The organism is Bacterioplanoides sp., assembly GCF_965219715.1.
Lineage (GTDB): Bacteria > Pseudomonadota > Gammaproteobacteria > Pseudomonadales > Oceanobacteraceae > Bacterioplanoides.
In genome coordinates this window covers 3,880,605-3,903,545 of sequence record NZ_OZ244785.1, presented here as the reverse complement: position 1 = coordinate 3,903,545, position 22,941 = coordinate 3,880,605, and the positions used below count along the sequence as shown (strand labels likewise).

22 protein-coding genes and 1 pseudogene are annotated in these 22,941 nt (G+C 49.4%); 9 read left to right on the top strand and 14 right to left on the bottom strand.

All coding sequences use genetic code 11. The annotated features are described in order from the left end of the window. Positions 1-24: 24 nt before the first annotated feature. From truD to ACOQOZ_RS18150, 6 genes are all read right to left on the bottom strand, one after another. A complete protein-coding gene (gene truD, locus ACOQOZ_RS18175; protein ID WP_420589569.1) occupies positions 25-1,161 on the bottom strand; it encodes a tRNA pseudouridine(13) synthase TruD in 1,137 nt (378 codons plus the stop codon). A gap of 12 nt (positions 1,162-1,173) precedes the next feature. After that, positions 1,174-1,650, bottom strand: a complete 477-nt coding sequence (ispF, locus tag ACOQOZ_RS18170) for a 2-C-methyl-D-erythritol 2,4-cyclodiphosphate synthase (RefSeq protein WP_420589568.1) — start codon at positions 1,648-1,650, stop codon at positions 1,174-1,176. Between the two features lie 54 nt (positions 1,651-1,704). Further along, the gene (ispD, locus tag ACOQOZ_RS18165) at positions 1,705-2,451 is read right to left on the bottom strand and encodes a 2-C-methyl-D-erythritol 4-phosphate cytidylyltransferase (RefSeq protein WP_420589567.1); all 747 of its coding nucleotides are present in this window, start codon (positions 2,449-2,451) and stop codon (positions 1,705-1,707) included. Beyond that, the gene (locus ACOQOZ_RS18160) at positions 2,448-2,735 is read right to left on the bottom strand and encodes an FtsB family cell division protein (protein ID WP_420589566.1); all 288 of its coding nucleotides are present in this window, start codon (positions 2,733-2,735) and stop codon (positions 2,448-2,450) included. The genes ispD and ACOQOZ_RS18160 overlap by 4 nt, the downstream gene beginning before the upstream one ends. Positions 2,736-3,119: 384 nt before the next feature. Then, complete coding sequence (eno, locus tag ACOQOZ_RS18155) at positions 3,120-4,412, bottom strand: phosphopyruvate hydratase (RefSeq protein WP_255857537.1); 1,293 nt, start codon at positions 4,410-4,412, stop codon at positions 3,120-3,122. Positions 4,413-4,498: 86 nt separating this feature from the next. Continuing rightward, positions 4,499-6,121 carry a CTP synthase gene (locus ACOQOZ_RS18150; protein WP_420589565.1) on the bottom strand — a complete coding sequence of 541 codons (1,623 nt, stop codon included), beginning with the start codon at positions 6,119-6,121 and terminating at the stop codon, positions 4,499-4,501. A gap of 357 nt (positions 6,122-6,478) precedes the next feature. Between ACOQOZ_RS18150 and ACOQOZ_RS18145 the strand changes: the two genes are divergently transcribed. Beyond that, on the top strand, positions 6,479-7,402 hold the full coding sequence (locus ACOQOZ_RS18145) for a hypothetical protein (protein ID WP_420589564.1): 924 nt from the start codon (positions 6,479-6,481) through the stop codon (positions 7,400-7,402). Next, positions 7,399-7,989, top strand: a complete 591-nt coding sequence (locus ACOQOZ_RS18140; RefSeq protein ID WP_420589563.1) for an outer membrane beta-barrel protein — start codon at positions 7,399-7,401, stop codon at positions 7,987-7,989. Before ACOQOZ_RS18145 ends, ACOQOZ_RS18140 begins: the two co-directional genes overlap by 4 nt. A 63-nt stretch (positions 7,990-8,052) precedes the next feature. On the opposite strand, the gene ahr is transcribed toward ACOQOZ_RS18140, so the two are convergent. Both ahr and ACOQOZ_RS18130 read right to left on the bottom strand, forming a co-directional pair. Continuing rightward, positions 8,053-9,054, bottom strand: a complete 1,002-nt coding sequence (ahr, locus tag ACOQOZ_RS18135; protein ID WP_420589562.1) for an NADPH-dependent aldehyde reductase Ahr — start codon at positions 9,052-9,054, stop codon at positions 8,053-8,055. A 262-nt stretch (positions 9,055-9,316) separates the two neighbouring features. Continuing rightward, a pseudogene (locus ACOQOZ_RS18130) lies at positions 9,317-9,517 on the bottom strand (VF530 family DNA-binding protein); the annotation flags it as partial. A 220-nt stretch (positions 9,518-9,737) separates the two neighbouring features. On the opposite strand from ACOQOZ_RS18130, the gene ACOQOZ_RS18125 reads away from it, so the two are divergent. Together ACOQOZ_RS18125 and ACOQOZ_RS18120 are read left to right on the top strand one after the other, a co-directional pair. Next, entirely contained in the window at positions 9,738-10,913 is a 1,176-nt protein-coding gene (locus ACOQOZ_RS18125) for a hypothetical protein (protein ID WP_420589561.1), read from the top strand. A gap of 273 nt (positions 10,914-11,186) precedes the next feature. Beyond that, positions 11,187-12,512, top strand: a complete 1,326-nt coding sequence (locus ACOQOZ_RS18120) for a YncE family protein (RefSeq protein WP_420589560.1) — start codon at positions 11,187-11,189, stop codon at positions 12,510-12,512. A gap of 62 nt (positions 12,513-12,574) precedes the next feature. On the opposite strand, the gene ACOQOZ_RS18115 is transcribed toward ACOQOZ_RS18120, so the two are convergent. Next, complete coding sequence (locus tag ACOQOZ_RS18115; RefSeq protein ID WP_420589559.1) at positions 12,575-12,982, bottom strand: MmcQ/YjbR family DNA-binding protein; 408 nt, start codon at positions 12,980-12,982, stop codon at positions 12,575-12,577. A gap of 157 nt (positions 12,983-13,139) precedes the next feature. Next, positions 13,140-14,222 carry an alanine racemase gene (gene alr / locus ACOQOZ_RS18110; RefSeq protein ID WP_420589558.1) on the bottom strand — a complete coding sequence of 361 codons (1,083 nt, stop codon included), beginning with the start codon at positions 14,220-14,222 and terminating at the stop codon, positions 13,140-13,142. Between the two features lie 141 nt (positions 14,223-14,363). On the opposite strand from alr, the gene ACOQOZ_RS18105 reads away from it, so the two are divergent. From ACOQOZ_RS18105 to ACOQOZ_RS18095, 3 genes are read left to right on the top strand one after another with little or no spacing between them, the layout of a single operon-like run. Continuing rightward, a complete protein-coding gene (locus tag ACOQOZ_RS18105; protein ID WP_420589557.1) occupies positions 14,364-15,614 on the top strand; it encodes a DnaT-like ssDNA-binding domain-containing protein in 1,251 nt (416 codons plus the stop codon). Further along, complete coding sequence (locus ACOQOZ_RS18100; RefSeq protein ID WP_420589556.1) at positions 15,526-16,185, top strand: replication protein P; 660 nt, start codon at positions 15,526-15,528, stop codon at positions 16,183-16,185. The genes ACOQOZ_RS18105 and ACOQOZ_RS18100 overlap by 89 nt, the downstream gene beginning before the upstream one ends. Positions 16,186-16,227: 42 nt before the next feature. Then, on the top strand, positions 16,228-17,268 hold the full coding sequence (locus tag ACOQOZ_RS18095; RefSeq protein ID WP_420589555.1) for an AraC family transcriptional regulator ligand-binding domain-containing protein: 1,041 nt from the start codon (positions 16,228-16,230) through the stop codon (positions 17,266-17,268). A gap of 51 nt (positions 17,269-17,319) precedes the next feature. Here ACOQOZ_RS18095 and ACOQOZ_RS18090 read toward each other — a convergent pair whose 3' ends face one another. Continuing rightward, complete coding sequence (locus ACOQOZ_RS18090) at positions 17,320-18,441, bottom strand: hypothetical protein (RefSeq protein WP_420589554.1); 1,122 nt, start codon at positions 18,439-18,441, stop codon at positions 17,320-17,322. A 124-nt stretch (positions 18,442-18,565) separates the two neighbouring features. After that, positions 18,566-19,627 (bottom strand): AraC family transcriptional regulator ligand-binding domain-containing protein, encoded by a 1,062-nt coding sequence (locus tag ACOQOZ_RS18085; protein WP_420589553.1) that lies wholly within the window; start codon positions 19,625-19,627, stop codon positions 18,566-18,568. A 161-nt stretch (positions 19,628-19,788) separates the two neighbouring features. On the opposite strand from ACOQOZ_RS18085, the gene ACOQOZ_RS18080 reads away from it, so the two are divergent. Then, complete coding sequence (locus tag ACOQOZ_RS18080; RefSeq protein WP_420589552.1) at positions 19,789-20,241, top strand: hypothetical protein; 453 nt, start codon at positions 19,789-19,791, stop codon at positions 20,239-20,241. Between the two features lie 39 nt (positions 20,242-20,280). Continuing rightward, entirely contained in the window at positions 20,281-20,667 is a 387-nt protein-coding gene (locus ACOQOZ_RS18075; RefSeq protein WP_420589551.1) for a tautomerase family protein, read from the top strand. Positions 20,668-20,784: 117 nt separating this feature from the next. On the opposite strand, the gene prfH is transcribed toward ACOQOZ_RS18075, so the two are convergent. Beyond that, complete coding sequence (prfH, locus tag ACOQOZ_RS18070) at positions 20,785-21,408, bottom strand: peptide chain release factor H (RefSeq protein WP_420589550.1); 624 nt, start codon at positions 21,406-21,408, stop codon at positions 20,785-20,787. Next, the gene (locus tag ACOQOZ_RS18065; RefSeq protein ID WP_420589549.1) at positions 21,405-22,577 is read right to left on the bottom strand and encodes an RNA ligase RtcB family protein; all 1,173 of its coding nucleotides are present in this window, start codon (positions 22,575-22,577) and stop codon (positions 21,405-21,407) included. The genes prfH and ACOQOZ_RS18065 overlap by 4 nt, the downstream gene beginning before the upstream one ends. Positions 22,578-22,941: the final 364 nt, after the last annotated feature.

The following is a 22,941-nucleotide window of genomic DNA, read 5'->3' as shown; positions in this document are numbered from 1 at the left end:
GGTTTTAAAGGACTTAGTATTTGTTTACGACTTATTACTGGTTTGCGAATTACTGTTTTCAGAGGGTCCGCCGTCAATTTGCCAGACCGGCGTTCGCTCCAGTGGAGATAACAGCTCACGAATAACAGAGGTGGCATAATACCCACTTGGCAGAGAAAAACAGAGGGTTAAATCTTCACCACTGCTACCTTGCCAGGCCGGGTCACCACTGGCAGCCATCTCAGGAGCAGAATCTGCCCATTGCCAGGTCAGATTCTCCACAGCGGCAATCAGGGCACGTCGCTCCTGATTCAGGCCTTTATGCTCCAATCCTTCGCAGATATCGGCATAACGTTCCGCCACTTCCGTTTCCAGCACCAACACATCAGCGCTGGTCTGCAAACGACCGCGTCCCCACAGTGGTGCTGTGGCAATTGGCTGGCCGTTAAGTTGCTGTTCTGCAGCAATATCACCGTCTAACATCTGCGATTGGGTCTGCTGCTTGATTCGTGCAGCAACCACTTCGTTAAAAATCAGCGAACGCGCCGCCGACAGATAGATACTTTTTTTGCTGCGGTTTTTAACGGTTATCTCACCGGTCAGCATCTGACGAGACGCCTCGATATTGCCGCCGTTATGGCCAAAACGCTGTTCACCGAAGTAGTTGGGTACACCGCTTTGTTTAACCAGTTCCAGATTACGTTCCAGCGCGGCTTTGTCAGCACCATCGTTATAACTGATATCACGCAGACGAATTTCAAAGCGGTTACCCAATAATTCACCGCGACGTAATTTCTTCGAATGACGTTTTACCTGCAGGATTTTGATTTGCTCACCGTCGTCGTTCTTTTCGATAAAGGAAAAGTCCGGCTCACCATTTGGTAAACGCACCAGTGGTAAATAGATGCTGAACCATTGACGGGTAATGGCGTGGCGATCTTTTAAACCGGCATAACCCACGTCCATTTCTTTAACACCCACCAGATCTGCCAGTTGTTTGGCAATCCAGCCAGTGTTCACACCGTTTTTCTCGATTTCCAGCCAGATGTGCTCACCTTCTCCACAGGGCAATGCCTGCGGAATTTCGACCACACAAAAGTCCTGGTTGTGGCATTTCAACCAACCAGTGGCTCCGGTCTCTGGGTACAATTTTGGCCAGACGGGTAATGCAGATTCAGTCATTCAATTAATTCTTTATTCGGCTACCAGCAGCAAAGCGACAGCATGAGTCGAGATGCCTTCTTTACGGCCTTCAAAACCTAACTTTTCAGTGGTGGTGGCTTTTACGTTGACATCGTCGAGGCGAACGTTCAGGTCTGCGGCGATATTTTCGCGCATCGCCTGGATATGCGGAGCCATCTTCGGCGCCTGGGCAATAATTGTGATGTCGACGTTACCAACGCGGTAACCTTTATCGCAAATTAGTTCGACAACATGGCGCAATAGAACACGGCTGTCGGCACCCGAGTAGGCATCGTCGGTATCCGGGAAATGTTTACCAATATCGCCCAGAGCAGCCGCACCTAATAACGCATCGGATAACGCGTGCAGCGCAACATCACCATCAGAATGAGCGATCAGACCTTTTTCATAAGGAATTTGCACACCACCTAAGGTAACAAACTCCCCTTCGCCGAATTTATGAACATCAAAGCCGTGGCCAATACGCATAATCTGATCTCAGTGTTTAAAAAATTAAAAACGGAAAACTAGTTCCGGTAAAAGCTACCGTGATAAAAACAACTCGGCTAACGCCAGATCTTCCGGACGGGTGACTTTAATATTGTCAGCCCGGCCTTCCACTAATAACGGTTGCTGTTTTATCTGCTCCAGCGCCGACGCTTCATCGGTTACTTCCAGTTTATTCTGCAAGCAGAATTCCAGCGCTTGTTTTAACTCGCCATAACGGAATACCTGTGGTGTTAACGCGTGCCACAGTTGTTCACGTTCGACGGTATGATCAATGGCAATGGTACCGTCTGGCTGTTTAACACCACGCTTCATGGTATCGCGGGTTGGTGACGCTAAGATGGCACCACAAGCTCCGGTCTTTTCTGAATCGGAATTTTCCAATGATGAAAATAACGCATCCAGATCTGAGTGCTGCAAACACGGGCGAGCCACATCGTGGACCGCCACCCAGTCATCATCGGCAGCAATACCTTCCAGCGCTTGTAAGCCGTTTAATACTGAATAACAACGCTCGCTACCGCCCGGTGCACGAATAATACGTGAATCACTGGCGAACAAACTTTCCGGCCAATAGGGATCGGTTTCCGATAACACCAACACCAGTTGCTCAAACTTGGGATAACTCAACATCACCTGCAGTGTGTGATCCATTAAAAACTGGCCGTGCAATGGTAAATACTGTTTCGGTCGGTCAGCCTGCATACGACTGCCAACACCAGCCGCCGGTAAAATTGGCCAGAATTTTGGAGAATCAGTTTGTTGTGAAGTACTGGAGGTCATTTTTTCGCAGGATCAACAAATAGAATAAAGGTTTCACCTTTACGCACTAAACCGAGATCTTCGCGCGCTTTTTCTTCGAGAATTTCATTCCCGGTTTTCAGGTCTTTAACTTCAGCCAATAACGAATCATTCTGATCTTGCTGAACTTCGTTATCTTGTTGCAGCTGTTCAATTTCCTGCTGCAATTTTTCACTGGCAATCAGACCGGTATCGTCAAACCACAAACGATATAAAAGGATCAGCAATAAAGCTGCTGGGATAAGTGTGTAAATCAACCAACGCATACGCCCTCCTTTCTTGTTGTTATGGTTTTCTCGAATAATAAAAAAGAGGCTGCTTATTATTCTTAAAACAGCGACAGGAAGTCGCGGTAGGATCGAGGGCCATGGATGGCCCACCGATCCGGTGGCTAAGAATAATATGCAGCCTCTTTTACGATTTCAATCAAGCTCTGTTTCCGCTATCAGGATAAACCAGAATTTGTAAGCCGCCCGCATCGCAAGGCACGTCACTCGCTACTTCCCTGTAGCTCGCCCTTCGGGCAGCGACGCTGTGCAAAATTTGCATCCTGCAATTTTGTCCCTGTGCCTTCGATGCTCACGCAACATCCTGTTGCTGCTATTACAAACTCTGATTCATCCCAACAGCTAAACCAGAGAAGTCAGATGTTACTGACCTTTAATTTCTTTCAGACCATTATACGGAGCTTTAGCACCCAGCTGCTCTTCGATGCGCAGCAGACGGTTGTACTTAGCAACACGGTCAGAACGACACAGAGAACCGGTCTTAATCTGACCAGCACAAGTACCAACCGCCAGATCAGCAATAGTCGTGTCTTCAGTTTCACCGGAACGGTGAGAAATCACAGCGGTGTAACCCGCGTCTTTTGCCATCTTGATCGCTTCCAGAGTTTCGGTCAGAGAACCGATCTGGTTGAACTTGATCAGGATAGAGTTAGCGATGTCTTTTTCGATGCCTTCTTTCAGGATCTTAGTGTTGGTTACGAACAGGTCGTCACCCACCAGCTGTACTTTAGCGCCCAGTTTTTCAGTTTGGTACTTCCAGCCATCCCAGTCAGATTCGTCCTGACCGTCTTCGATAGAAACGATTGGGTACTGGTCACACAGTTCAGCCAGGTAGTCAGAGAATTCTTCTGCAGAGAATACTTTGCCTTCGCCTTTCAGGTCGTACTTGCCGTCAACGTAGAATTCAGAAGAAGCACAGTCCAGAGCCAGAGTAGTATCTTTGCCCAACTCATAACCAGCGTTTGCAACAGCTTCTTTAATAGCGGCCAGAGCATCAGCGTTAGATGCCAGGTTAGGTGCGAAACCACCTTCATCACCTACTGCCGTGTTCAGGCCCTGAGAAGACAGAACTTTTTTCAGGCTGTGGAAGATTTCAGCACCGGCACGCAGCGCTTCAGCGAAAGTTGGTGCGCCAACTGGCTGAACCATAAATTCCTGAATATCAACGTTGTTGTCTGCGTGCTCGCCACCGTTAATGATGTTCATCATTGGAACAGGCATAGAGTACTGGCCAGCAGTACCGTTGATGTCAGCGATGTGTTCGTACAGCTCAACACCTTTAGCCGTTGCAGCTGCTTTAGCCGCCGCCAGAGATACAGCCAGGATAGCGTTTGCACCCAGGTTAGCTTTGTTGTCAGTGCCGTCCAGCTCCAGCATTTTGTTATCCAGAGCACGCTGATCAGTACCGTCCATGCCTACCAGTGCAGACTTGATGGTGGTGTTTACGTTTTCAACCGCTTTCAGGACACCTTTGCCCAGGTAGCGGCTCTTATCGCCATCACGCAGTTCCAGTGCTTCACGAGTACCGGTAGATGCACCACTTGGCGCACAAGCAGTACCAAAAAAACCACCTTCCAGAGTGACATCTGCTTCGATGGTTGGGTTACCACGTGAATCCAGAACTTCGCGTGCTTTGATGTCGATAATGTTAGCCATGCTATTTTAATCTCCGTAAAAAATTCTGCGTTGAGAGCTGGTCAGGCAGCTCTCAAAAATCGTTAGTCACTTATTCAGCTTGCTACTTATTTGGTCTGATCCAGAGCAGCAGCGATAAATGCTTTAAACAGTCCGTGTCCATCACGTGGTGTAGACGTAAACTCAGGGTGGAACTGACAACCCACAAACCAAGGGTGATCAACCACTTCAACTACTTCAACCAGATCGCCATCAATGGAGCGACCGGCAATGCGTAAACCGGCTTTTTCCAGCTCCGCAATCATATTGGCGTTAACTTCATAACGGTGACGGTGACGTTCAACAATCACGTCAGAACCGTAAGCCAGCGCGGTATTAGAACCTTCCGTCAGACGACACTCCTGACCACCTAAACGCATGGTGCCACCCAGATCAGAGTTTTCTGTACGGGTTTCAGTATTGCCAGAAGCATCGGTCCATTCGGTAATTAAACCAACAACCGGGTGCTGAGTGTCATTGCTGAACTCAGATGAATGGGCGTCGGACCAGCCAACCACGTTACGGGCGAATTCGATTACCGCACTCTGCATACCTAAACAGATACCCAGGAATGGGATTTTGTTTTCACGAGCGCACTGAACCGTGCGGATCTTGCCTTCCACACCACGATTACCAAAACCACCCGGAACCAGAATTGCGGCTTTATCTTTCAGGATATCAGTGCCTTTGCGCTCAATGTCTTCAGCATCGATAAAGTCGATTTTCACCTTCACTTTATGGTGAATACCGGCGTGATCAACGGCTTCGATAAGAGACTTATACGCGTCCAGCAGCTCCATGTATTTACCAACCATGGCGATATGAACTTCGCGCTCCGGGTTCAGCTTGGCATCCGCCACTTCAGCCCACTCGGATAAATCGGCTTCGTTGCAGCTCAGGTCGAACTTCTCAACGATATATTCGTCCAGGCCTGCTTTGTTCAGCATCGCCGGGATTTTATAAATAGTGTCGGCATCTTCCAGCGGGATTACCGCACGCTCTTCCACGTTGGTGAACAGCGCAATCTTACGCAGGGAAGAAGCATCAATGGTGTGATCGGAACGACAGATCAGAATGTCTGGCTGCAAACCAATGGTACGCATCTCTTTAACGGAGTGCTGAGTTGGCTTGGTTTTGGTTTCGCCTGCAGTAGCGATATAAGGAACCAGAGTCAGGTGCATCGACAGCGCGCGCTTAGAACCCAGCTCTACCTTCATTTGACGAACCGCTTCCAGGAATGGCTGAGATTCGATATCACCCACGGTGCCACCGATTTCCACCAGCGCCACATCAGCGCCTTCAGCACCTTCCAAGACACGACGTTTGATTTCGTCAGTGATGTGCGGAATCACCTGAACCGTGCCACCTAAGTAATCACCACGACGTTCTTTTGCCAGAACATCGGTGTAAATACGACCGGTGGTGAAGTTATTGCGACGAGACATCTTGGTACGGATAAAACGCTCGTAGTGACCTAAGTCCAGATCGGTTTCTGCGCCATCTTCGGTAACAAAAACTTCACCATGCTGAAACGGGCTCATCGTGCCAGGGTCAACATTGATGTAAGGGTCCAACTTGAGCATGGTGACCTTGAGGCCACGCGCCTCCAGAATAGCAGCCAGAGATGCTGAAGCGATGCCTTTCCCTAAAGAAGAAACAACACCACCCGTAACGAAAATAAATCGTGTCATAGAAGGTCCGCAGAACGAGAAGATAAATATAAAAATGGAAGACTCAGCAGGGTCGCTAACCTGTGTCGGTCAGAGTTGCCAAAGCTTCACTCAAGATGGGAGGGCAGGATACCAGAAGAGCCCCTGCGGGTAAATTTATTTGCGCGCTTTTTGCCCCTTTTCCCTCCCTTCAAAACAGCCTGTACCTGAGCGATCAGCGCGGATTCCGTTCATATTATGTTCATCCGCTAACACGATGATAACGGCTTGGTATTCACCGCAGAATCGACCGACCAACGAATTCCTGAAGTGGTGCAGTTTATCTGGCCATATTCAGTATAATGATTTTTATTAATTGCAAACTTCACGGACGAACCTATGCGCACGCATTTTTATCTACGCATGAGCTGCGCGATATTGCTCGGGGCGCTGAGCAGCGGCTGCAACAAATCCGATGACAAACCAGAAAATATCGCCAGCGAAGGTGTATCGCTGCGCATCCGGGCTGATTTACCCGTCGACCAACAGCAAGCCAGCGTCGCCGCTTCTGCCTATCTCAACGGCCAGCTTCGCCCGTTGGTTGGTGGCGATATTTTTTATGCCCGCAACACCAGCCAGCAGCGCGAACTGCGTTACACCGCCGATGTTCCGGGGCTGTATCAGAATTCGTTAGACGATAATAACAGCGGCACGGAAGTCATCATTGATATTCGCTTCGAACCCGACGTTGCCCGCAATCAACGTTGGTATCCCAGCGATCTGCTTAAAGTCGAGAGCCAGGCTGGCAGACTGGTTGGCTATTCCGCCCGTGGAGTTTTCCCGCCGTCGGTTCGCATCAACGAACCACTACCAGACACAACCTATCGCAGTCGCACAGACGAAGCCATCGTTAGCTGGAACACTACAAACGACAACTATCAGGCGGAAGTCATCAGCATCGCAGCCTGTCACTCCGGCGTGCATTCCAGCAGCTTCACCAAAAAATTTACCACTACCGATAATGGCAGCTTCACCCTTCAGCTGGAGCAAGCTCTGCCACAATCCGTTGAGGTGAAAGAAGACGTAAAACCCGGCGGCATATTTTTCCCGCTGTACCGCTCTCTCGGAGTGCCGTTTCTGGATATTGTTACCTTCGGATTGTTCAGCCTTAAGTCCAGTGTCACCCGCTCATATCCGATTGAATACTGCAATCTGGAGCTGAAACTCTTCCGTATTCAAATTGGGCAACTCGGCTCAGGGGTGAACGGAGGCAGTGTCACCATGAGTCGCAGCGACAGCGTTAATGTGAGGTATGAGCCATGAAGACGACATTCTGGATGTTGCTATCCACACTGCTAGCACCACTGGCACAAGCCGATACATTCCAGCTGGAGTTAGGTTGTTGTGGCGCTAATCAATCCACCAACGCCGATACCAAGCTCGAAAGTGACCAATACCTGAATATACGCGGCCGCTTTTCGATTGGTGACAGCTGGGGAGCAGAGGCTGGCCTTGGCGGATTTAATGACCTTCGATCAGAAACCCAGCGTGACAACGCCGGTGATTATTATCTGAAGTTTAAATCAAGAGAGCTGATGCTCGGGCTGTTTGCTTATTCAGACATCGGCCGTAACTGGCAAATTTCAGCCAGCGCAGGCTGGCTGAAATACCAAACAAACATAACGCTGCACGAGAGTTATCTGGATCTGCAGCCTGCAAAACAGCAGAAAACAGAAGAAGATGGCCAGGGCTATTACGCAAACCTTGGTCTGCGCTGGCGTTACAACCACTTGTTATCCATTGGTCCGGAGCTGATCTATCGCAAACAGAAAGCGTTGTTTTCCGGTAATCAGCGCGCCTTTGATCTGACGACCAAAGGGGCATTATTAACGCTGACTGCCACGTTCTGACGTCAGGCAGGCAGCGTTTGTTTGCGGCATTATTTATTCAGCTCTGGTACTTCTTCGGCCCTGCTATTTCTTCAACACCACACGATAACGTGGGCTGCCATTCTCCAACCGCTCAACCGCCTTATTAACGTCAGCCATATCAAAGACTTCCACTTTAGGTTCGATATCGTGGCGGTTAGCGAAATCCAACATCTCAGCAATCACCGCCGGGCTGCCCACAGGTGATGAAGACACACTGCGCTGTGCCCCCATTAACGCAAATACACTCACCGCTACCGGCTCCAGAACCGCACCTACAAGATGTAAGCGGCCGCGTGGTTTTAATGTGTTGATGTAGCTGTTCCAATCGAGGGAAACATTCACCGTCGACAGAATCAGATCGAAGCTGTACGCCGCGGTTTTTAATGCGTCTTTATCGCGTGAATCCAGCGTGTGATGAGCACCCAGTTCAAGTGCTTCCTGACGTTTCGATTCCGAAGAGGTAAACGCAGTGACTTCGCAGCCCCAGGCATTAAGAAACTGCAGCGCCATATGACCGAGGCCACCAATACCCACCACACCCACGCGGGCAGTTGGCTTCACATCAAACTGAACCATCGGGTTATAAACCGTGATGCCGCCACAAAACAGCGGGCCGGCTTTCTCGCTATCCAGACCTTCAGGTAACGCAACCACACTGGATGCCTGAGCGCGAACCTTATCGGCGAAACCGCCATGGCGGCCAACAATGGTGCCCTGAGCAGAACCACACAGGTTGTGATCACCTTCCATACAGGTCTGACATTCATTGCAATAACCGGCATGCCAGCCCAAACCAACACGATCGCCGACCTTGAATTTAGCGACGTGTTTACCGACGGCAGCAACTTTACCCGCCACCTCATGACCAGGAACAAACGGGTATTGCGTAATGCCCCACTCGTTATTCAGCATGCTCAGGTCACTGTGACAAATGCCGCAATATTCGACATCAATTTCCACATCGTGATCACCGAGAGGGCCCGGATCGTATTCAAACGGCTTTAGTTCACCACCCGGTTCGGTTGCGGCGTAGGCTTTAATCATGGCGATTCTCCTTTGTAATTATGAGCCACGGTATATCGGTTTACCGTGGCGAATGGAGAAACAATAGAAGGGTTAACGAAAGAATAAAAGTAACGGACTGTTGCCGTTTGACGTATTGCTAATAAAAGAATCAGCGTTTTGCCCAGGGATTCACCTTTTCGCCCGGCTTATCCGCAGCAGCCGGTTTCTGTTTGGCAGAAAAACCGGCCATCTCTTTCACAATGGTACTGATTTGCTGATTATCTTTGCCCTCTTTATAGGCAATAAATACCGCTTCTACCTGAGCACGTGCCCAGGGCGTTTTGCGTAAGAATTTCAGACTCGACTTAATGCTCGGGTCGGAACGAAAACAGTTAATCCGCACCCAGCCGGATAAGGTTTTCCAGCCATACTGATCCACCAGCTCATTCAGCAGCTTTTCCAGGGTAATCCCATGCAGATGATCGGTTTTGTTTGCAGTCACGGTTGGTCACTCATTCATAATAAAGAAGCAGGATTCTAACATCTTTATTGATCATCCTGAGCCAATTATCCGGCCACGGCCAATTGGTCGCCAATTGCCCTATCCAGCCACTGACAACAAACCTAGACTGCGGCCACAACAAAACCATCGTACCACTAGTGTTTTTTAATCGAACCTGATTCCAATAACTCCCAACTCGAATAACAAAAGGGATTTACTTATGAAAGCTGCTTTCTCACCCGTTCTGAAGCGCTGCCTGCTGGGTGCTTCAGCGTTAATCATGAGCGCTCAGGCGCTGGCCATGAGCGAAGTACCGGTTCCGGTATCGGATGACTACAAAGCCATGACCTTTAACCTGCGCGATAAAGAGCCGGAAACCGATGAAGGTAATCAAATCTGGAAGAATCGCTTTGGCGCAGTTATCCGTGGCATTGAACATCATAACCCGGATTTTGTTGGCACCCAGGAAGGTTATAACTCTCAGCTGGCATCGCTGGACACCGGCTTCCACCATGCTGGCGGCAAGATCGGCGTTTCAATTATCGAACTGTGGAATAACGCTGACAGCAAATTATCAGACACCTATGACCGCATCGGTCAGGGTGACGACGGCCTGACCATTGGTAAATTCAACGCCATTTATTACAACAAAGTGCGTTTCGAAGTACTCGAGCAAGGCAACCGCTGGTACAGCTTCAAAGAACTGAAAGACAATGCTCTGGCGGCAGCCGCCGAAAAAGGCATCGCTGAAATTGCCATTAATATCGGCACCCAGGCCGTACCGGTATTAAAAAACATTGCGATTGATTTTGGTGAATTTGAAAACCGCATGTTCACTTACGCTAAGGTTCGCGACAAGGGCACCAACCGCGAGTTGTGGCTGTTCAATACCCAGATGTATGAAAACAAAAAACCTGACGACGCCGGTCACAGTCTGATTATCACCGCAGCACGAACCTTTGCCATTAACCAGCTGCGTGAATTTATCTTTGAAAAAGCCATGGTCGACGGTGAACTGCAGCCGGTGATCCTGATGGGCAACTTTGGTGACAACTACCTCAACCTGCCAATGTCGATTGCATTGTCGGCACTAAAAAATGGCCAGGCAATCAATGATGATTTCTTTCGTTTAAATGCTCGTTGGTGGGCACTGGGTACTCTGCCGGATGACTCAGAAACCTTCCACAACTTCGGTGAAATTGAAGGGAAATTTGGCAAGCCGGTTTACCCGGTCGACTGGACCTACAGCGGCGGCAAAGATGCCCAGGGAACGGAGTTCCGTCGCGTCAGCTCCAGCATTGATAAAGACAAATACCTGAACTTTGCTAATGGCGAACTGGTGTGGCCTTCCGATCACTACCCAATCGTATCTGAGTACACCTTCTCTCAAGAATAATCACCACCGTGCGCAGGCCTTAATCAGGCCTGCGCCACCTTCACTGCAGCTGATCGTTCTGCTGCAATCGTTGGTTCGCACATCTTAATCATTCACTCGCTAGCTTGCGCCAGATCGTAAAACCTTCCTTGTTTAACCACCCCAATTTAAGCCATGCATACAGCAATTCCTGCCATTAAAGGAATTGCATTGTCTCTGACATATGGCTCAGCTAGCCTGCTGATTCCGAAATCGGAAGCTTTCGCATTATAAAAAACAGAAAAAGGATAATTTATGAACTCACTGCGTAATAAAGCGTCAGGACTACTCCTGTTCAGCGTTTTAACCTTTACCAGCGCGCCCGCCTCCGCTGGTTTTATCGACTGGCTGCGCTGGTTGTTTAAAGTACCACCACCGGTGGTAGAACCGGTTACTCCGGAGCCAACAGACCCGGGTGATCCGAATCAATATCCCGACGGCCTGCGTCCGGCTATTTTTGTTGGTAACAACTGGGATGGCACCATTGATGTGATCGACGGTGACAATTACGACTTACTCGGCCGTATTAACGGTATTCCGGATCGCCAGGAGCGTATGGAAGAAATCTGGAGTGACCCGGGTCGCCATATCGTTTTTCTTGGCATCCGTAACCTGATTGGTGAAGGTAACGACCAGTTTGTGGATGACATGTACAGCACCCCAGACGGTGAATTACTGATTGTCTCCCGCCCGAGCTTTGCCGACGTTGTAGCCATTGAACTGGCAACCGGTAATATCCGCTGGCGCAAAGAAATCGAAGGCAACCGTTCTGATCACATGGCACTGTCTCCGGATGGCGAACAGGTGGCCGTATCGGCTTCTACCGGTAACGTAGTGCAATTACTGAATGTACGTACCGGCGAAGAAGAAGCGCGTTTCCCAACCGGTAACTCACCACACGAAAACCTCTATTCGAAAGATGGTAAACGTATTTACCACTCCAGTATTGGTTACGTATTTATGCCGTTCGACGGCAAGCTGTTACGCGAGTCGACCCGTGGTCAACGTAAGTTCCTGGTATACGACACCGAAGCGGATGAAATCATCAAAGACTTCGACATCAAAGCCAAACTGGATGAAGCAGGCTTAGGTCACCTGAGTCCGGCGATTCGTCCAATGGCTCACACCAGCGACTTCCGCTTTTTCTACTTCCAGCTGTCGTTCCTGCATGGTCTGATCGAATTTGATATGGAAACTGAAAAAGTAACCCGTCTGGCCGAACTGCCAAACCTGATTCCTCACACGCCAAAAATCAGCTACGTAAACGACTCGGCTCACCATGGTCTGGCTATGAGCAAAGATGATAAGAAGCTGTGTGTTGCCGGTACGATGAGTGACTACGCGGCTATCGTTGATCGTGAAACCTTCGAATACAAAATCCTCGAAGACTTAGGTGAAAAACCTTACTGGGCTGTGACAGACCGCTCTGGTAAAAACTGCCTGATTTCCTGGAGCGCAACCGATCAGGTTTCGGTGATCAGCTATGAAACCGGAGAAGAAGTGAAGCGTATTGATGTGGGTAACCACCCGCAACGTGTACGTGAAGGTATGCTGAAAATTGACTGGACATCTTTATACTAATTAAAGACTGATAGTTAAATGCAGATAAAAAATAAGCCCCGGAATTTTATTGATTCCAGGGCTTATTTTTTATACAACTCCTCCACCGAATACGCCGCTTCCAGCGACCTTCTCTCAGCCTTAGTCATTCCTTTCACCACCAGCGCATACGAATTATCAATCATACGCTCCAGCTCGCCCATAGGTACTTCGCCATTCAGAATAACGGTGTTCCAGTGTTTTTTATTCATATGGTAAGCAGCGGTTACCGACTCAAATACATCACGTAATTGAATCGCTTCATCCGGATCACATTTTAAATTCATTCGGAAGTGATTGCCGTGCTCTTCGATTTCTTTGGCATTAGCATGCGATAACGTCGCAAACATTTTGTTTTTGACTTTCATCACCGCGACATCCGGGTAGAACGGAAAATCCTCCCAGGCTTCGGGTTTGGATAATAAATATTCGCGAATTTTTAAATGATCCATTTAAGAAGATTCCTGATAAGAAATTAAACGAGAGGATTAATTTTCAAAGCAGCCACAGGATGTGGCGGTAGGATCTAGGGCCATGGATGGCCCACAGATCCGGCGGCTGAAAAATAATGCTCTTGTTTGATTGCGCTATCGCCAGATAAAAGCCCGGCTACCCCTCAGCCGCAACTCGTTTCACTCGCGGTGTCAGCTGGCAAAATAATTCATAAGCAATGGTGTTACACAGACCGGCGATTTCATCCACATCGATATTGTCGCCCCACAACTCCACTTCACTGCCGACCTGAATATCCGCGTTTTCGGAAATATCGACAGTAATCATATCCATCGATACCCGGCCCACCAGCGAACAACGGTGACCTTCGACCAGAATCGGAGTACCGGAAGGTGCCTGACGCGGGTAGCCATCGCCATATCCGATAGCGACGACCGCAATGCGGCTGTCTTTTTCAGCGGTCCAATCACCACCGTAACCTACTTTTTCGCCAGCTTTTACGTCGTGTACGTGAATCACCTGTGACTTCAGCGTCATAACGCTTTTCAGGCCCAGATCGGCAGCCGATTGTTTAGCCAGCGGCGACGAGCCGTATAACATAATGCCCGGACGACTAACCGAACCGTCATCCTCCAGCTCTGCTGCCAGCTGGGTAATAGTAGCGGCGCTGTTGGAAACACTCAGAGGCAGTGACCAGTCCTGGGCTTTCATAACCTCAATTGCAGCAGAAAACGCTTCCGGCTTAGCCAGATCGGCATCAGCAAAGTGAGTCATCACATACTTCAGCTGCAGCTGCTCATCGTCATTAATCAGCGCTATCAACGATTCGGCTTCTGTTGCACGAATACCAAGACGATTCATACCAGAGTTGATCTTCAGCCAGACATCAACCGGCTTATCGAGAATCGCCAACTCACGTTCGACCAATTGCTGAGCATGATGAACAACAAGCTGGAGGTTATTGGCACTGGCGATCTGCCATTCTTCGGCATCGTATGCTCCCTGCAACACCAGCACAGGGCGTTTAATTCCGGCCTGACGCAATAACAACGCTTCATCAACACAGGCAACAGCAAACCCATCGGCATCACCCAGCGCCCGGGCGCAGCGCACCATGCCATGGCCATAGCCATCGGCTTTGATAACTGCGTACACACTGCCTGGCGCCTTACTCTTGGCCAACAGGTAGTTCTGGCGGAAATTTGACCAGTTAATTAACGCATAAGTGGGTCGTGTCATATTGGTAGTCGCTTGTGGTAAAAGTAGTCGCCAGCGGCAAAACAGGTACAATAGCAGAATGACTCTGTGCCTTGTAACTTACTGCGTTATCAGGCAACTCTGGCCAAATACAAATAACCCCTGTTGTTGGAATCAAACTGAATGCCCAGCCATCCGCTGTTTACCGATAAAACCATCCCCCTGTCTGCCACACTGGCGGCCACCATTGGGCTGGAAGAAGCGGTGTTATTAACAGTACTCAACGATGCCGCCAGCTTGCAGGGACAGAGCCGGGCACGACTGCACAACCAGGCGTTACGTAATCAGCTGCCATTCTGGGATGATGTCTCGATCCGGCGGGTGTTGCGCAGTCTGATTGATAAAGGTCTGATTCAGGTGCAGGGCGATATCTTTCCTGATGGTGAAGGGCTGGTGTACCACTTTGGTCAGTTGCAGCAGTCACAACCATCTGCGGCAACATCCCAGACAGCCTTTCAGTCTGCGCGAACGACACACAACAACGCTGCCAATATTCCTACGCCGCACCAGCCGCTGAATAATCAGTGGCAACCCAGCTCAGACACGCTGAAGCGTCTGGAGCAACACGGCATCAACAGCGCATTTGCCATGTCGTTACTGGATGGCTTTATTCTGCGCGGTCAGGAACAAGGGGCCAATCGCAGCGACTGGAACCACCGCTTTTTCCAGCATGTAAAAAGCCAGTGGGTGTATACCCAGAACGATGCTGCGCGCCAGCAACAGCAGATGCAGCAACAGAAGTTCGGCAAGCACGCCAACCAGGCTGCTTTCAGCCAACAGAACAGCCAGCCCTCGCGTGATCGCAGCGCCTTTAACGTTCAGGCCGATGAAGCCAAAGCGATTGAAAACAACTGGCACCCGAGCCAGGACGCCTGCCAGATTCTGCAACGTGCCGGTATTGATCCGCAGTTTATTAATGATGCAGTGCCGGAGTTTGTGCTCTATTGGGCAGAGCGTGGCGATGCCTTTAAAACCTGGAACAGCAAATTTATTCAGCACGTACGCCAGCAATGGGCGCGCTACAGTGCGTCGGTAGAACACTCAACGGTACCAACCCGTATCGCAGAAAACTGGCAACCCGATCCGGATTGCTTTGATATCCTGTCGATGGGCCATATCGATCATCAGTTTGCTCACAGCCTGGTGCCGGAATTTGTACTCTACTGGCGCGATTCCAATCAGGTACACACCAGCTGGAACAGCCGCTTTCTGCAATATGTGAAACAACAATGGGCCAAACGCTTAGCTCAAACCAGCCATCAAGCTAACAACCCGGGAGAACAACATGGACAAAACACCCAGCACGCAGCTGCTCAACCGGGTTACACAACAGCTGAAGCAAGCGTCCAGCGACTCAAAGACACCAGCTGGTAATGGCCAGCCGGACGCAACGGTTGAACAGAAAGAAGCCATTAACCAGATTTTTGAGTTATTCCGCTTCAACTACCACAACCAGTTTTTAAAAGCGTTTCCCGACTACGACACCATGATCATGGCCAAGCGCCTGTGGTCACGTTTACTGGTGGAATACAGCGGTGAAGTGATCATGCGCGCCGCGGAAAAAGCGGTAAAAGAAAGCCGTTTTCTGCCCAGCGTTCATGAGGTGCTGGAACGTTGCGACAGCGCTGAGATTCTGGGTTTGCCCAATGCCTACGCCGCTTATATTGAAGCCTGCCGGGCGCCATCACCGAAAAAAGATTATCGCTGGAGTCATCCGGCGATATATTTTGCCGGGCGAGCCAGCGACTGGTATTTCATTGCCAATACAGCAGAAGAAAAGGCCTTCCCGGTATTTAAACGGAACTATGAGATTCTGTTAAAACGTATTCAGAACGGCGAGGAGCTGGAAATGGAGATTGCCAAAGCCATTCCACAAACCATTGAGCGGCCGCTGGATCACAAGGAACAAAAACAGCGTTTAGCTGCTCTGATAGACTCGTTATAATCCGTTAATGATAAATCGCCAACTTCAGACCTGCGGGGAATTATGTCCAAAGCCAATGCTTCAGAACCTCTGGTTTCGACTTACCACCTGTACCCGATCATCCAGTACTTCCAGCGCCAGGGCGTCAGCCAAACTGACGTTCTTGCCTCACTCGGACTGAGTTCCTTAGGGAAATCGCTGGCTGAGTTACCGGCGGTAATTCCGGTACGCAAGTTCTCTGAAGTGGGTCACAAAGCAAAAGAAGTCAGTGGTGACCCGCTGGTTTGTGTCCGCGCTGGCAGTGAGCAATCTTCCAGCGATTTTTCTCATCTGGCACAACTGGCGTTTAACTGCGAAAACGCACGTCAGGCACTGGAGCTCTATTGCCAGTACGTCAGTGTGTTTAATCAGGCGTTTCCGACTGAGCTGGCCTTCCATTCGTCGGTTGTCGATATGCCGATTGAAAATCCATTTTTCAGTGCTGAAGAAGCCGCTCCGATTATGGAATTACGGGCTGCCAACTACCTGCGTATCCTGCGGGTGATGACCGGTGAAATTCAACCGGACTTTGTGCAGCAGATTTATTTCCAGCATGCGCCGTCAGCCGACATTGCAGAATATGAGAAGCTGTTAAAAGCGCCGGTTATTTTTAACCAGAAAAAATCCGGCTGTAAGCTGCACAATTGGTTGCTGGATAAACCGGTTATTTCCCACAACCCGGAGCGCCTGCAAGGTGCCATCGAAGATGTGCTCAAGCAAAAAAACACCCTGGAAGATTATTCCGACGATTTATTGCTGAAGGTAAAAAGCGCGATCCGCAAAGGTCTGGAAGATGGCAGTTTCTCGCAAAAACAAATTGCCGAAACACTGGGTTTAAGCATCAGTACACTGAAACGTCGACTGGCATCCAAGCACAGTAAATTCCAGGATATGATTGATGAGGTGCGCGACACCGAAGTCAAACAGCTGCTGCGTACAACCAATATCAGCATTGAACAGATTGCTAAAAAAGTGGCCTATGCGTCGGTAACCGCACTCAATCAGGCGTTTAAACGGCTGAATAATATGTCGCCCAGCGAATACCGTCAGAAACATTCTTCCTGAATAAAAAAACGCCGCAAACTGCGGCGTTTTTTTATTTAAATCGTTCCGTTCTTACAACGGGCCCTGGGCTGGCAAACTGCGCTTACGGAAAAACTGATCTTCACTTTCACCGTTATAAAACAGCTGCTCCGCGGTCACGCTGGTGCCCTGGTTACCGTTAATCTGCAACTGTGCTTTTAACTGCGCCAGTGCGTTCGCATCACTGATCAGTTGCCATTGGCTGTCGTAGGCCTGCTCCTGCCAGTTTGCATCACAGGCGCGCAGGTAATCATCCGCTATTTTGTTATCTGCACACTGCTTCAGATACGACACCGCGCCAATACCGGGCTTAATTAAAGCAGCAACCACACTCAGGTTATTATCAAAAATAATACGCCCGGCAATACGCTGTTCTGACAATTGGCCCGCGCTGTTTTTACGCTCTGTCAGTGTTACTGAACGAATATTGGTGCCATTGGTCAGACGATCCTGCAAGGTGGAACGGATCTGTTTGATAAACTCAGAATCCGTCGCCGACTGATTCAGGTCGACCCGGGTTTTCGTACTGTCGATGCCCGGCTGCAAATTCACCAGAATACCCACCGAATCAATCTGCAATTCCTTCGCCGACTTCTCACTCACCAGGTTCGCAGGTAATGTCCAGCTGGCGAAATAGCTGTTATCGCCGTCATCAAAACTGGTTCTGACGGTACTGACAGCCTCGGCCGTAGTCACCTCTGCGGAGTGATTAAATACCTGCGCACGGATAATGCAGTCATAAAATACCGTTTGTGCCTGCAGGTTCTGAATAAACTGCAATGCGCTGTTGTTGAAGTTGGCCGCCTGTGGTGAAGCATTCCAGACATCACTGGCTTTACTGCAGTCAACGGCATCAAATTCGATCGGCTCAGCCTGAGTATCCTCTTCTGCCAGCAAACGGATGGTTGGCTCCGCGGTCGCCACTTTTTTCTGGCCTTGCGCACCATCCTGCTGAACTTCCGTGTCATTCTTACGATCAACCTGCAGAACGTGCCGCAGTGGCCGGGCAGGACCCGACGTTAATATATCGCCGGCAAATTTAGGCATGTAACCGCGATATTTTTTGTCGGAATCATCATCCGATCCGCAGCCATAAAGAAACAATGCACTGCTACAAGCGATAGCAGGCAATAACAGTTTGATTGGGGAACTCACATCTTACTCCGGTTGGAATCAGTCACCCAACGGTGCTGATCCTTATTATGTCATCTTGCGATTATTCAGCTCATATCTTAACCCAGGCTGAATCAACAAAAGGTGGCGTAATGTTACGGAATCATTAGTGTGATCTTTTATGACGGAGCCGATATTGCCCCGGTGTTTGGCCGGTCCAGCGATTGAACGCCCGGATAAAACTGGCGGGCTCACCATAACCCAGGCGTTCACTCACCGCTTCGACTGACAGCTGTGCCACGGTTAATAATTCAATCGCCAGAGTCTGACGAACATCATCCTGCAACTTCCGCAGACTGGTGCCTTCATCGGCCAACCGCCGGCGTAGCGTTCTCGGGCTGATATGAAACTGCTCAGCCATTTGCTCCAGCGTAAAGGACTGCGCAGCCTGACTCAGCATTTGCTGACGAATTTTTGCGACAATTCCCGTGTACGGCTGGCGCTGGTTCAAGATCTGCTCGCACTGCTGCAAACAAAACGCCGCGGTTGCCGGGTCGGCCTGGGGTAACGGTTGGCTGAGCCGATCCAGCTCAATACCAATACGATTTTTCTTACAATTAAAGTTCAGGCTTTTCAGAGCCGACACCGCAGAACCGGGAAGATTCGCATCCGTTAATAGCCGCGCTAACGGCAGTGTTGGCAGCGCGATATCAATCGCAACGTGCCCTGGGATATGCTCACCATAAATTTCCTGCATCAGACGCTGCGCTACCGCCAGGTGACGCCCTACCAAAAACGGCTGCAACCGCTCGGGAAAAGCCGCGGTATCAAATTCCAGCCATCCCATGCCAGTGTCAGAATCACCTTCCTGCGGCTGATAAAAGTTAAAATCCGCCAGTACAAAAGACAGGTCTAGGTACTTCAGCCCCACCTCAATCGCCGACTTCAGATCCGGACTGCTGATCATGGCAAAACCCCAGATGCCAAAGGTTGTCAGCCTGTAGCGCAGCCCTGCCTGAATCCCCAGATCAGCGATATCCGGCAGTTCAGTTACCAGATTATCGATAACCTGCAATTCCTGTTCGGCACTGACCAGCAAATCTCCCTGATTCAGTTCCTCGATACCGAGACCGGTATTGCGCAGACACTCAGCCGGAGTCAGGCCATGCTCACAACCTAACTCCACCATAATCTGAATACTGGAAGCAGCACGCTGATTGTTATTCATAGAGGGATGATTCCTGAATCCGGGTAGTAATGTGAGTGGTAATGTGGGTGATAATGTGGATGCCGTGGCCATTTGTATCAATTTTCTGACCTCAGGCCTCATGGTATCAGCCCCCTTCTCAGCGCACCATAAAAGCCGTTCAATGAATAACAGGCACTCCGATGAAGAAAATACTCGCCTCCATTCAGCAAGGGCAGTTCGATCAGTCGCAACTGCAACGGCTCGAAGCATTGCTGATCAGCAGCTACCAGCAACACGTCAGTAACGACAAAACCATCGTTGTCTGGTGTGAAATCCCACCGGGTCAGGCATACACGGCGTATCAGCCATCACAGTCATCGCTGATCACCATGGAATGCCCTACCGGATTTGAACAACAGCGTCGCGTGGTATTTTTGCAATCACTGGCTGAACAGTGGATGGCCATCACCAAACAACACCCGGACTATGTGCTGTTATCTCTGATGGAAGAAGACCTGTTTAATCAATTTGTCCGCAGCAACCAAAAACGTTTATCCGCAGTTGGCAAAGTTCGGTTTGTTCTGCACATGCTGCGCAGTTTTATTCGTTCGAAACGACGTAACGATTTGTTCCGTTTTAATCCCAATCTATAACCCTGACTTTCAATAAGAAGCCTAAGACGGAAACATGTTATGCCGGTATATACCCTTGCTTGTAAGAAGCCACTAAAAACATCGACGAGTCAGAAAATCGCAGAAGCCATTACCCATGTTCATGTTGAAACAACCGGGGCTCCTGCCGAGTTTGTCAGCGTTGTCTTTATGTATGGCCATCCGCTGAAGCGAAATGTTCGCCTGTCCATTAACGGTAATGTGCGCAGTGGTGGTAACCGCAACCGCGAGTTAACCGAAGACCTGAAACGTAAATTAATTCAGGCCGTTGCTGACGCAGCTGATTTAGCACAACCACAGGTGGAAATTAACCTGCTCGGCTTCCCCGCCAGCTGGGTGATGGAAGGTGGTGAGATATTGCCCGAGCCCGGTGAAGAAACCAGTTGGTTAAAAAGAAAGGCTGGTTAACAGTGCGCTGATAACGTCATAGCGCTTTTGTATTCGAAAATACTGGCAGCTAACGATAATAATCCCGCTCGCTGCCAGTATTTTTATTGTGGCTCTGGTGCAGAAGTCATCAGAGCATCATAACTCGCTGAACCTTTCTCCCTTAAATACCCTATTTGGATTGCCACGTTCCAACTGATGATGCGTCATTCGTCGTTTGGCATTTTGTAACGAAGCACCTGCTTTTTCCTGCTCTGCTAACTTATGCGCCAGCAGCTGGAGCGCCAGTTTTTTATTGGCATGTTGGCTGCGTTCAGTTTCTACCCGAACGCTCAAACCGCTGGGAGCATGTACAGCCCGAACAGCAGAGTTAGTTTTATTAACATGCTGGCCACCGGCTCCGGAAGCGCGGCAATTGGTAAAGGTTATATCCTTTTCATTCAGCTCACTTTTTTCCTGTTCGGCATCAATTCGCTGACCACTGAAAAACCAGTTCTTGCGCTTATGGCCAATCCGGAATGGGCTTTGGCAAATCCAGACAAAATTACCACTCCAGCGCTCCACAACAGAGACTGAAGCGTCACCTTCCAGTGACAGAATTAACGACTGATAGCAGTGCTTCTGTTTACTCGGTTGTGACTCGACGATATCCAGTATTACGTCAGTGCGCTGGCAATCTTGCTGAATTTTACCCAGCGCCAGAGCTACGGCTCTGGCACATTCGTCCGGGCCCTGCCCGGCTGATAGTTGCAGTAATATCATGCCGAACAAGTCCCTTGAGTTTTAAACGTTAATACCGGGCGTAAGCGTGCTACTACCTGAATCAGACCCGCCTCCGTCATCGACGCAATCACCTGATCACAGTTTTTGTAGGCTTGTGGCGCCTCTTCATACAACAAGTCTTTATTGCCACAAATCACCCGACTGCCGAGTGATGTTTTTAATAAATCCTGCTGTTTGAAACGTTTATGTAAGCGATCTTTGGCTTCGGTTCGTTTCCACTTTCTGCCAGCACCATGCGCCAGCGAAAACAAACTGTCAGCGATATTCTGCTCAACCGGTTTCACCAGATAGCTGTAATCCCCGCGTGATCCGGGAATCACCACCATGCCCTGATCAGCCGGTGTTGCACCCTTGCGATGCAACCATCCTTGTTGTCCGGAAACGTCTGCTGGTAATACCGTGTTGTGATTGATATCCAGCAAACACTGTCCGTCTGCTTTGACCGCTTCCAGAAAACGCCGGGCGATCAGCTCACGATTTAATTCAGCCCAACGAACGGCTTCATCATGTCGCTGAATATAATCCTGCTGCTCCTCACTGCCTGCGATTAAGCCATCATGATTAAACTGCTGAATATGTTCAGTCAGTATTTTTTGACCCAGGCCACGGGAGCCTGAATGCACCAGCAATAACAACCGGGTTTTATCAATGCCTGCCTGCTCGGCTAACTCAGGCAATAAGATGTCATCCACCGCCTGAAACTCAGCAAAATGATTACCGCCACCAATGGTTCCCAGCGAACGGTCAAAATCGTTGCATTGAATATTCTTATCGCATTTACACTCAGCAATAAGATCAGTCCAGCTGTTATCCAACGGTTGCTCGACATTACTCAGGCGTTTGGCAATTTTATCCAAATGCAGGCGAGAGACCTTGATTGAGCTTTGCCACAAGCTCATACCACAACCAATGTCATTGCCGACCAACGCTGGATATAACTTAGCGGCAGAGAAAAAAGCCGCACCAATCGGATAACCCCGACCCGGGTGTAAATCCGGCATACCTGCAACCGCAACCATACCGTCTAGCTCAGCCGTTTTCTGTAACTGCTGCAGCGCTGCACCTTCCATCCAGTTTTCAGCTGACGAAATAACCTTAACGTCGGCACAGGAAGAAGCTGCAGGAGTTTGATTATGAGAAGTGCCCATAAACCAATCCTGTTTTAAATATTTAATAAATTTTGAAATCAGATTGGCAGGCCAGTGGCCAGGCAAAGCAGAATTTTGAAGAGTGCTTAAGCGGCCAGACCTGCGAACAGAGTTTTAGATAAAGACATAACAACCTCCTTCGCAGTTGGGTAAATAGAAAAGATGCGCGGAGCTTAATGGTTTTGTTCTGCAAGTCAAGGGTTGAGATCAGCCGTGGTTTGATTCCCGACCTGACGATAAACCTTAGGCCTCAACGGCTACCATCCACTCTGAAAGCTTGTCTGCATGCCTCACTGGTGATATTTTAAACACTAACAACAAATGCGCTTAAACGCGTATTTCAAAGGAATGGTCTTGCTATGGA

What these genes read in the sequence shown, in the direction of transcription:
- truD (WP_420589569.1), bottom strand. Translation starts at nt 1,161, where the DNA reads ATGACTGAATCTGCATTACCCGTCTGGCCAAAATTGTACCCAGAGACC.
- ispF (WP_420589568.1), bottom strand. Translation starts at nt 1,650, where the DNA reads ATGCGTATTGGCCACGGCTTTGATGTTCATAAATTCGGCGAAGGGGAG.
- ispD (WP_420589567.1), bottom strand. Translation starts at nt 2,451, where the DNA reads ATGACCTCCAGTACTTCACAACAAACTGATTCTCCAAAATTCTGGCCA.
- ACOQOZ_RS18160 (WP_420589566.1), bottom strand. Translation starts at nt 2,735, where the DNA reads ATGCGTTGGTTGATTTACACACTTATCCCAGCAGCTTTATTGCTGATC.
- eno (WP_255857537.1), bottom strand. Translation starts at nt 4,412, where the DNA reads ATGGCTAACATTATCGACATCAAAGCACGCGAAGTTCTGGATTCACGT.
- ACOQOZ_RS18150 (WP_420589565.1), bottom strand. Translation starts at nt 6,121, where the DNA reads ATGACACGATTTATTTTCGTTACGGGTGGTGTTGTTTCTTCTTTAGGG.
- ACOQOZ_RS18145 (WP_420589564.1), top strand. Translation starts at nt 6,479, where the DNA reads ATGCGCACGCATTTTTATCTACGCATGAGCTGCGCGATATTGCTCGGG.
- ACOQOZ_RS18140 (WP_420589563.1), top strand. Translation starts at nt 7,399, where the DNA reads ATGAAGACGACATTCTGGATGTTGCTATCCACACTGCTAGCACCACTG.
- ahr (WP_420589562.1), bottom strand. Translation starts at nt 9,054, where the DNA reads ATGATTAAAGCCTACGCCGCAACCGAACCGGGTGGTGAACTAAAGCCG.
- ACOQOZ_RS18125 (WP_420589561.1), top strand. Translation starts at nt 9,738, where the DNA reads ATGAAAGCTGCTTTCTCACCCGTTCTGAAGCGCTGCCTGCTGGGTGCT.
- ACOQOZ_RS18120 (WP_420589560.1), top strand. Translation starts at nt 11,187, where the DNA reads ATGAACTCACTGCGTAATAAAGCGTCAGGACTACTCCTGTTCAGCGTT.
- ACOQOZ_RS18115 (WP_420589559.1), bottom strand. Translation starts at nt 12,982, where the DNA reads ATGGATCATTTAAAAATTCGCGAATATTTATTATCCAAACCCGAAGCC.
- alr (WP_420589558.1), bottom strand. Translation starts at nt 14,222, where the DNA reads ATGACACGACCCACTTATGCGTTAATTAACTGGTCAAATTTCCGCCAG.
- ACOQOZ_RS18105 (WP_420589557.1), top strand. Translation starts at nt 14,364, where the DNA reads ATGCCCAGCCATCCGCTGTTTACCGATAAAACCATCCCCCTGTCTGCC.
- ACOQOZ_RS18100 (WP_420589556.1), top strand. Translation starts at nt 15,526, where the DNA reads ATGGACAAAACACCCAGCACGCAGCTGCTCAACCGGGTTACACAACAG.
- ACOQOZ_RS18095 (WP_420589555.1), top strand. Translation starts at nt 16,228, where the DNA reads ATGTCCAAAGCCAATGCTTCAGAACCTCTGGTTTCGACTTACCACCTG.
- ACOQOZ_RS18085 (WP_420589553.1), bottom strand. Translation starts at nt 19,627, where the DNA reads ATGAATAACAATCAGCGTGCTGCTTCCAGTATTCAGATTATGGTGGAG.
- ACOQOZ_RS18080 (WP_420589552.1), top strand. Translation starts at nt 19,789, where the DNA reads ATGAAGAAAATACTCGCCTCCATTCAGCAAGGGCAGTTCGATCAGTCG.
- ACOQOZ_RS18075 (WP_420589551.1), top strand. Translation starts at nt 20,281, where the DNA reads ATGCCGGTATATACCCTTGCTTGTAAGAAGCCACTAAAAACATCGACG.
- prfH (WP_420589550.1), bottom strand. Translation starts at nt 21,408, where the DNA reads ATGATATTACTGCAACTATCAGCCGGGCAGGGCCCGGACGAATGTGCC.
- ACOQOZ_RS18065 (WP_420589549.1), bottom strand. Translation starts at nt 22,577, where the DNA reads ATGGGCACTTCTCATAATCAAACTCCTGCAGCTTCTTCCTGTGCCGAC.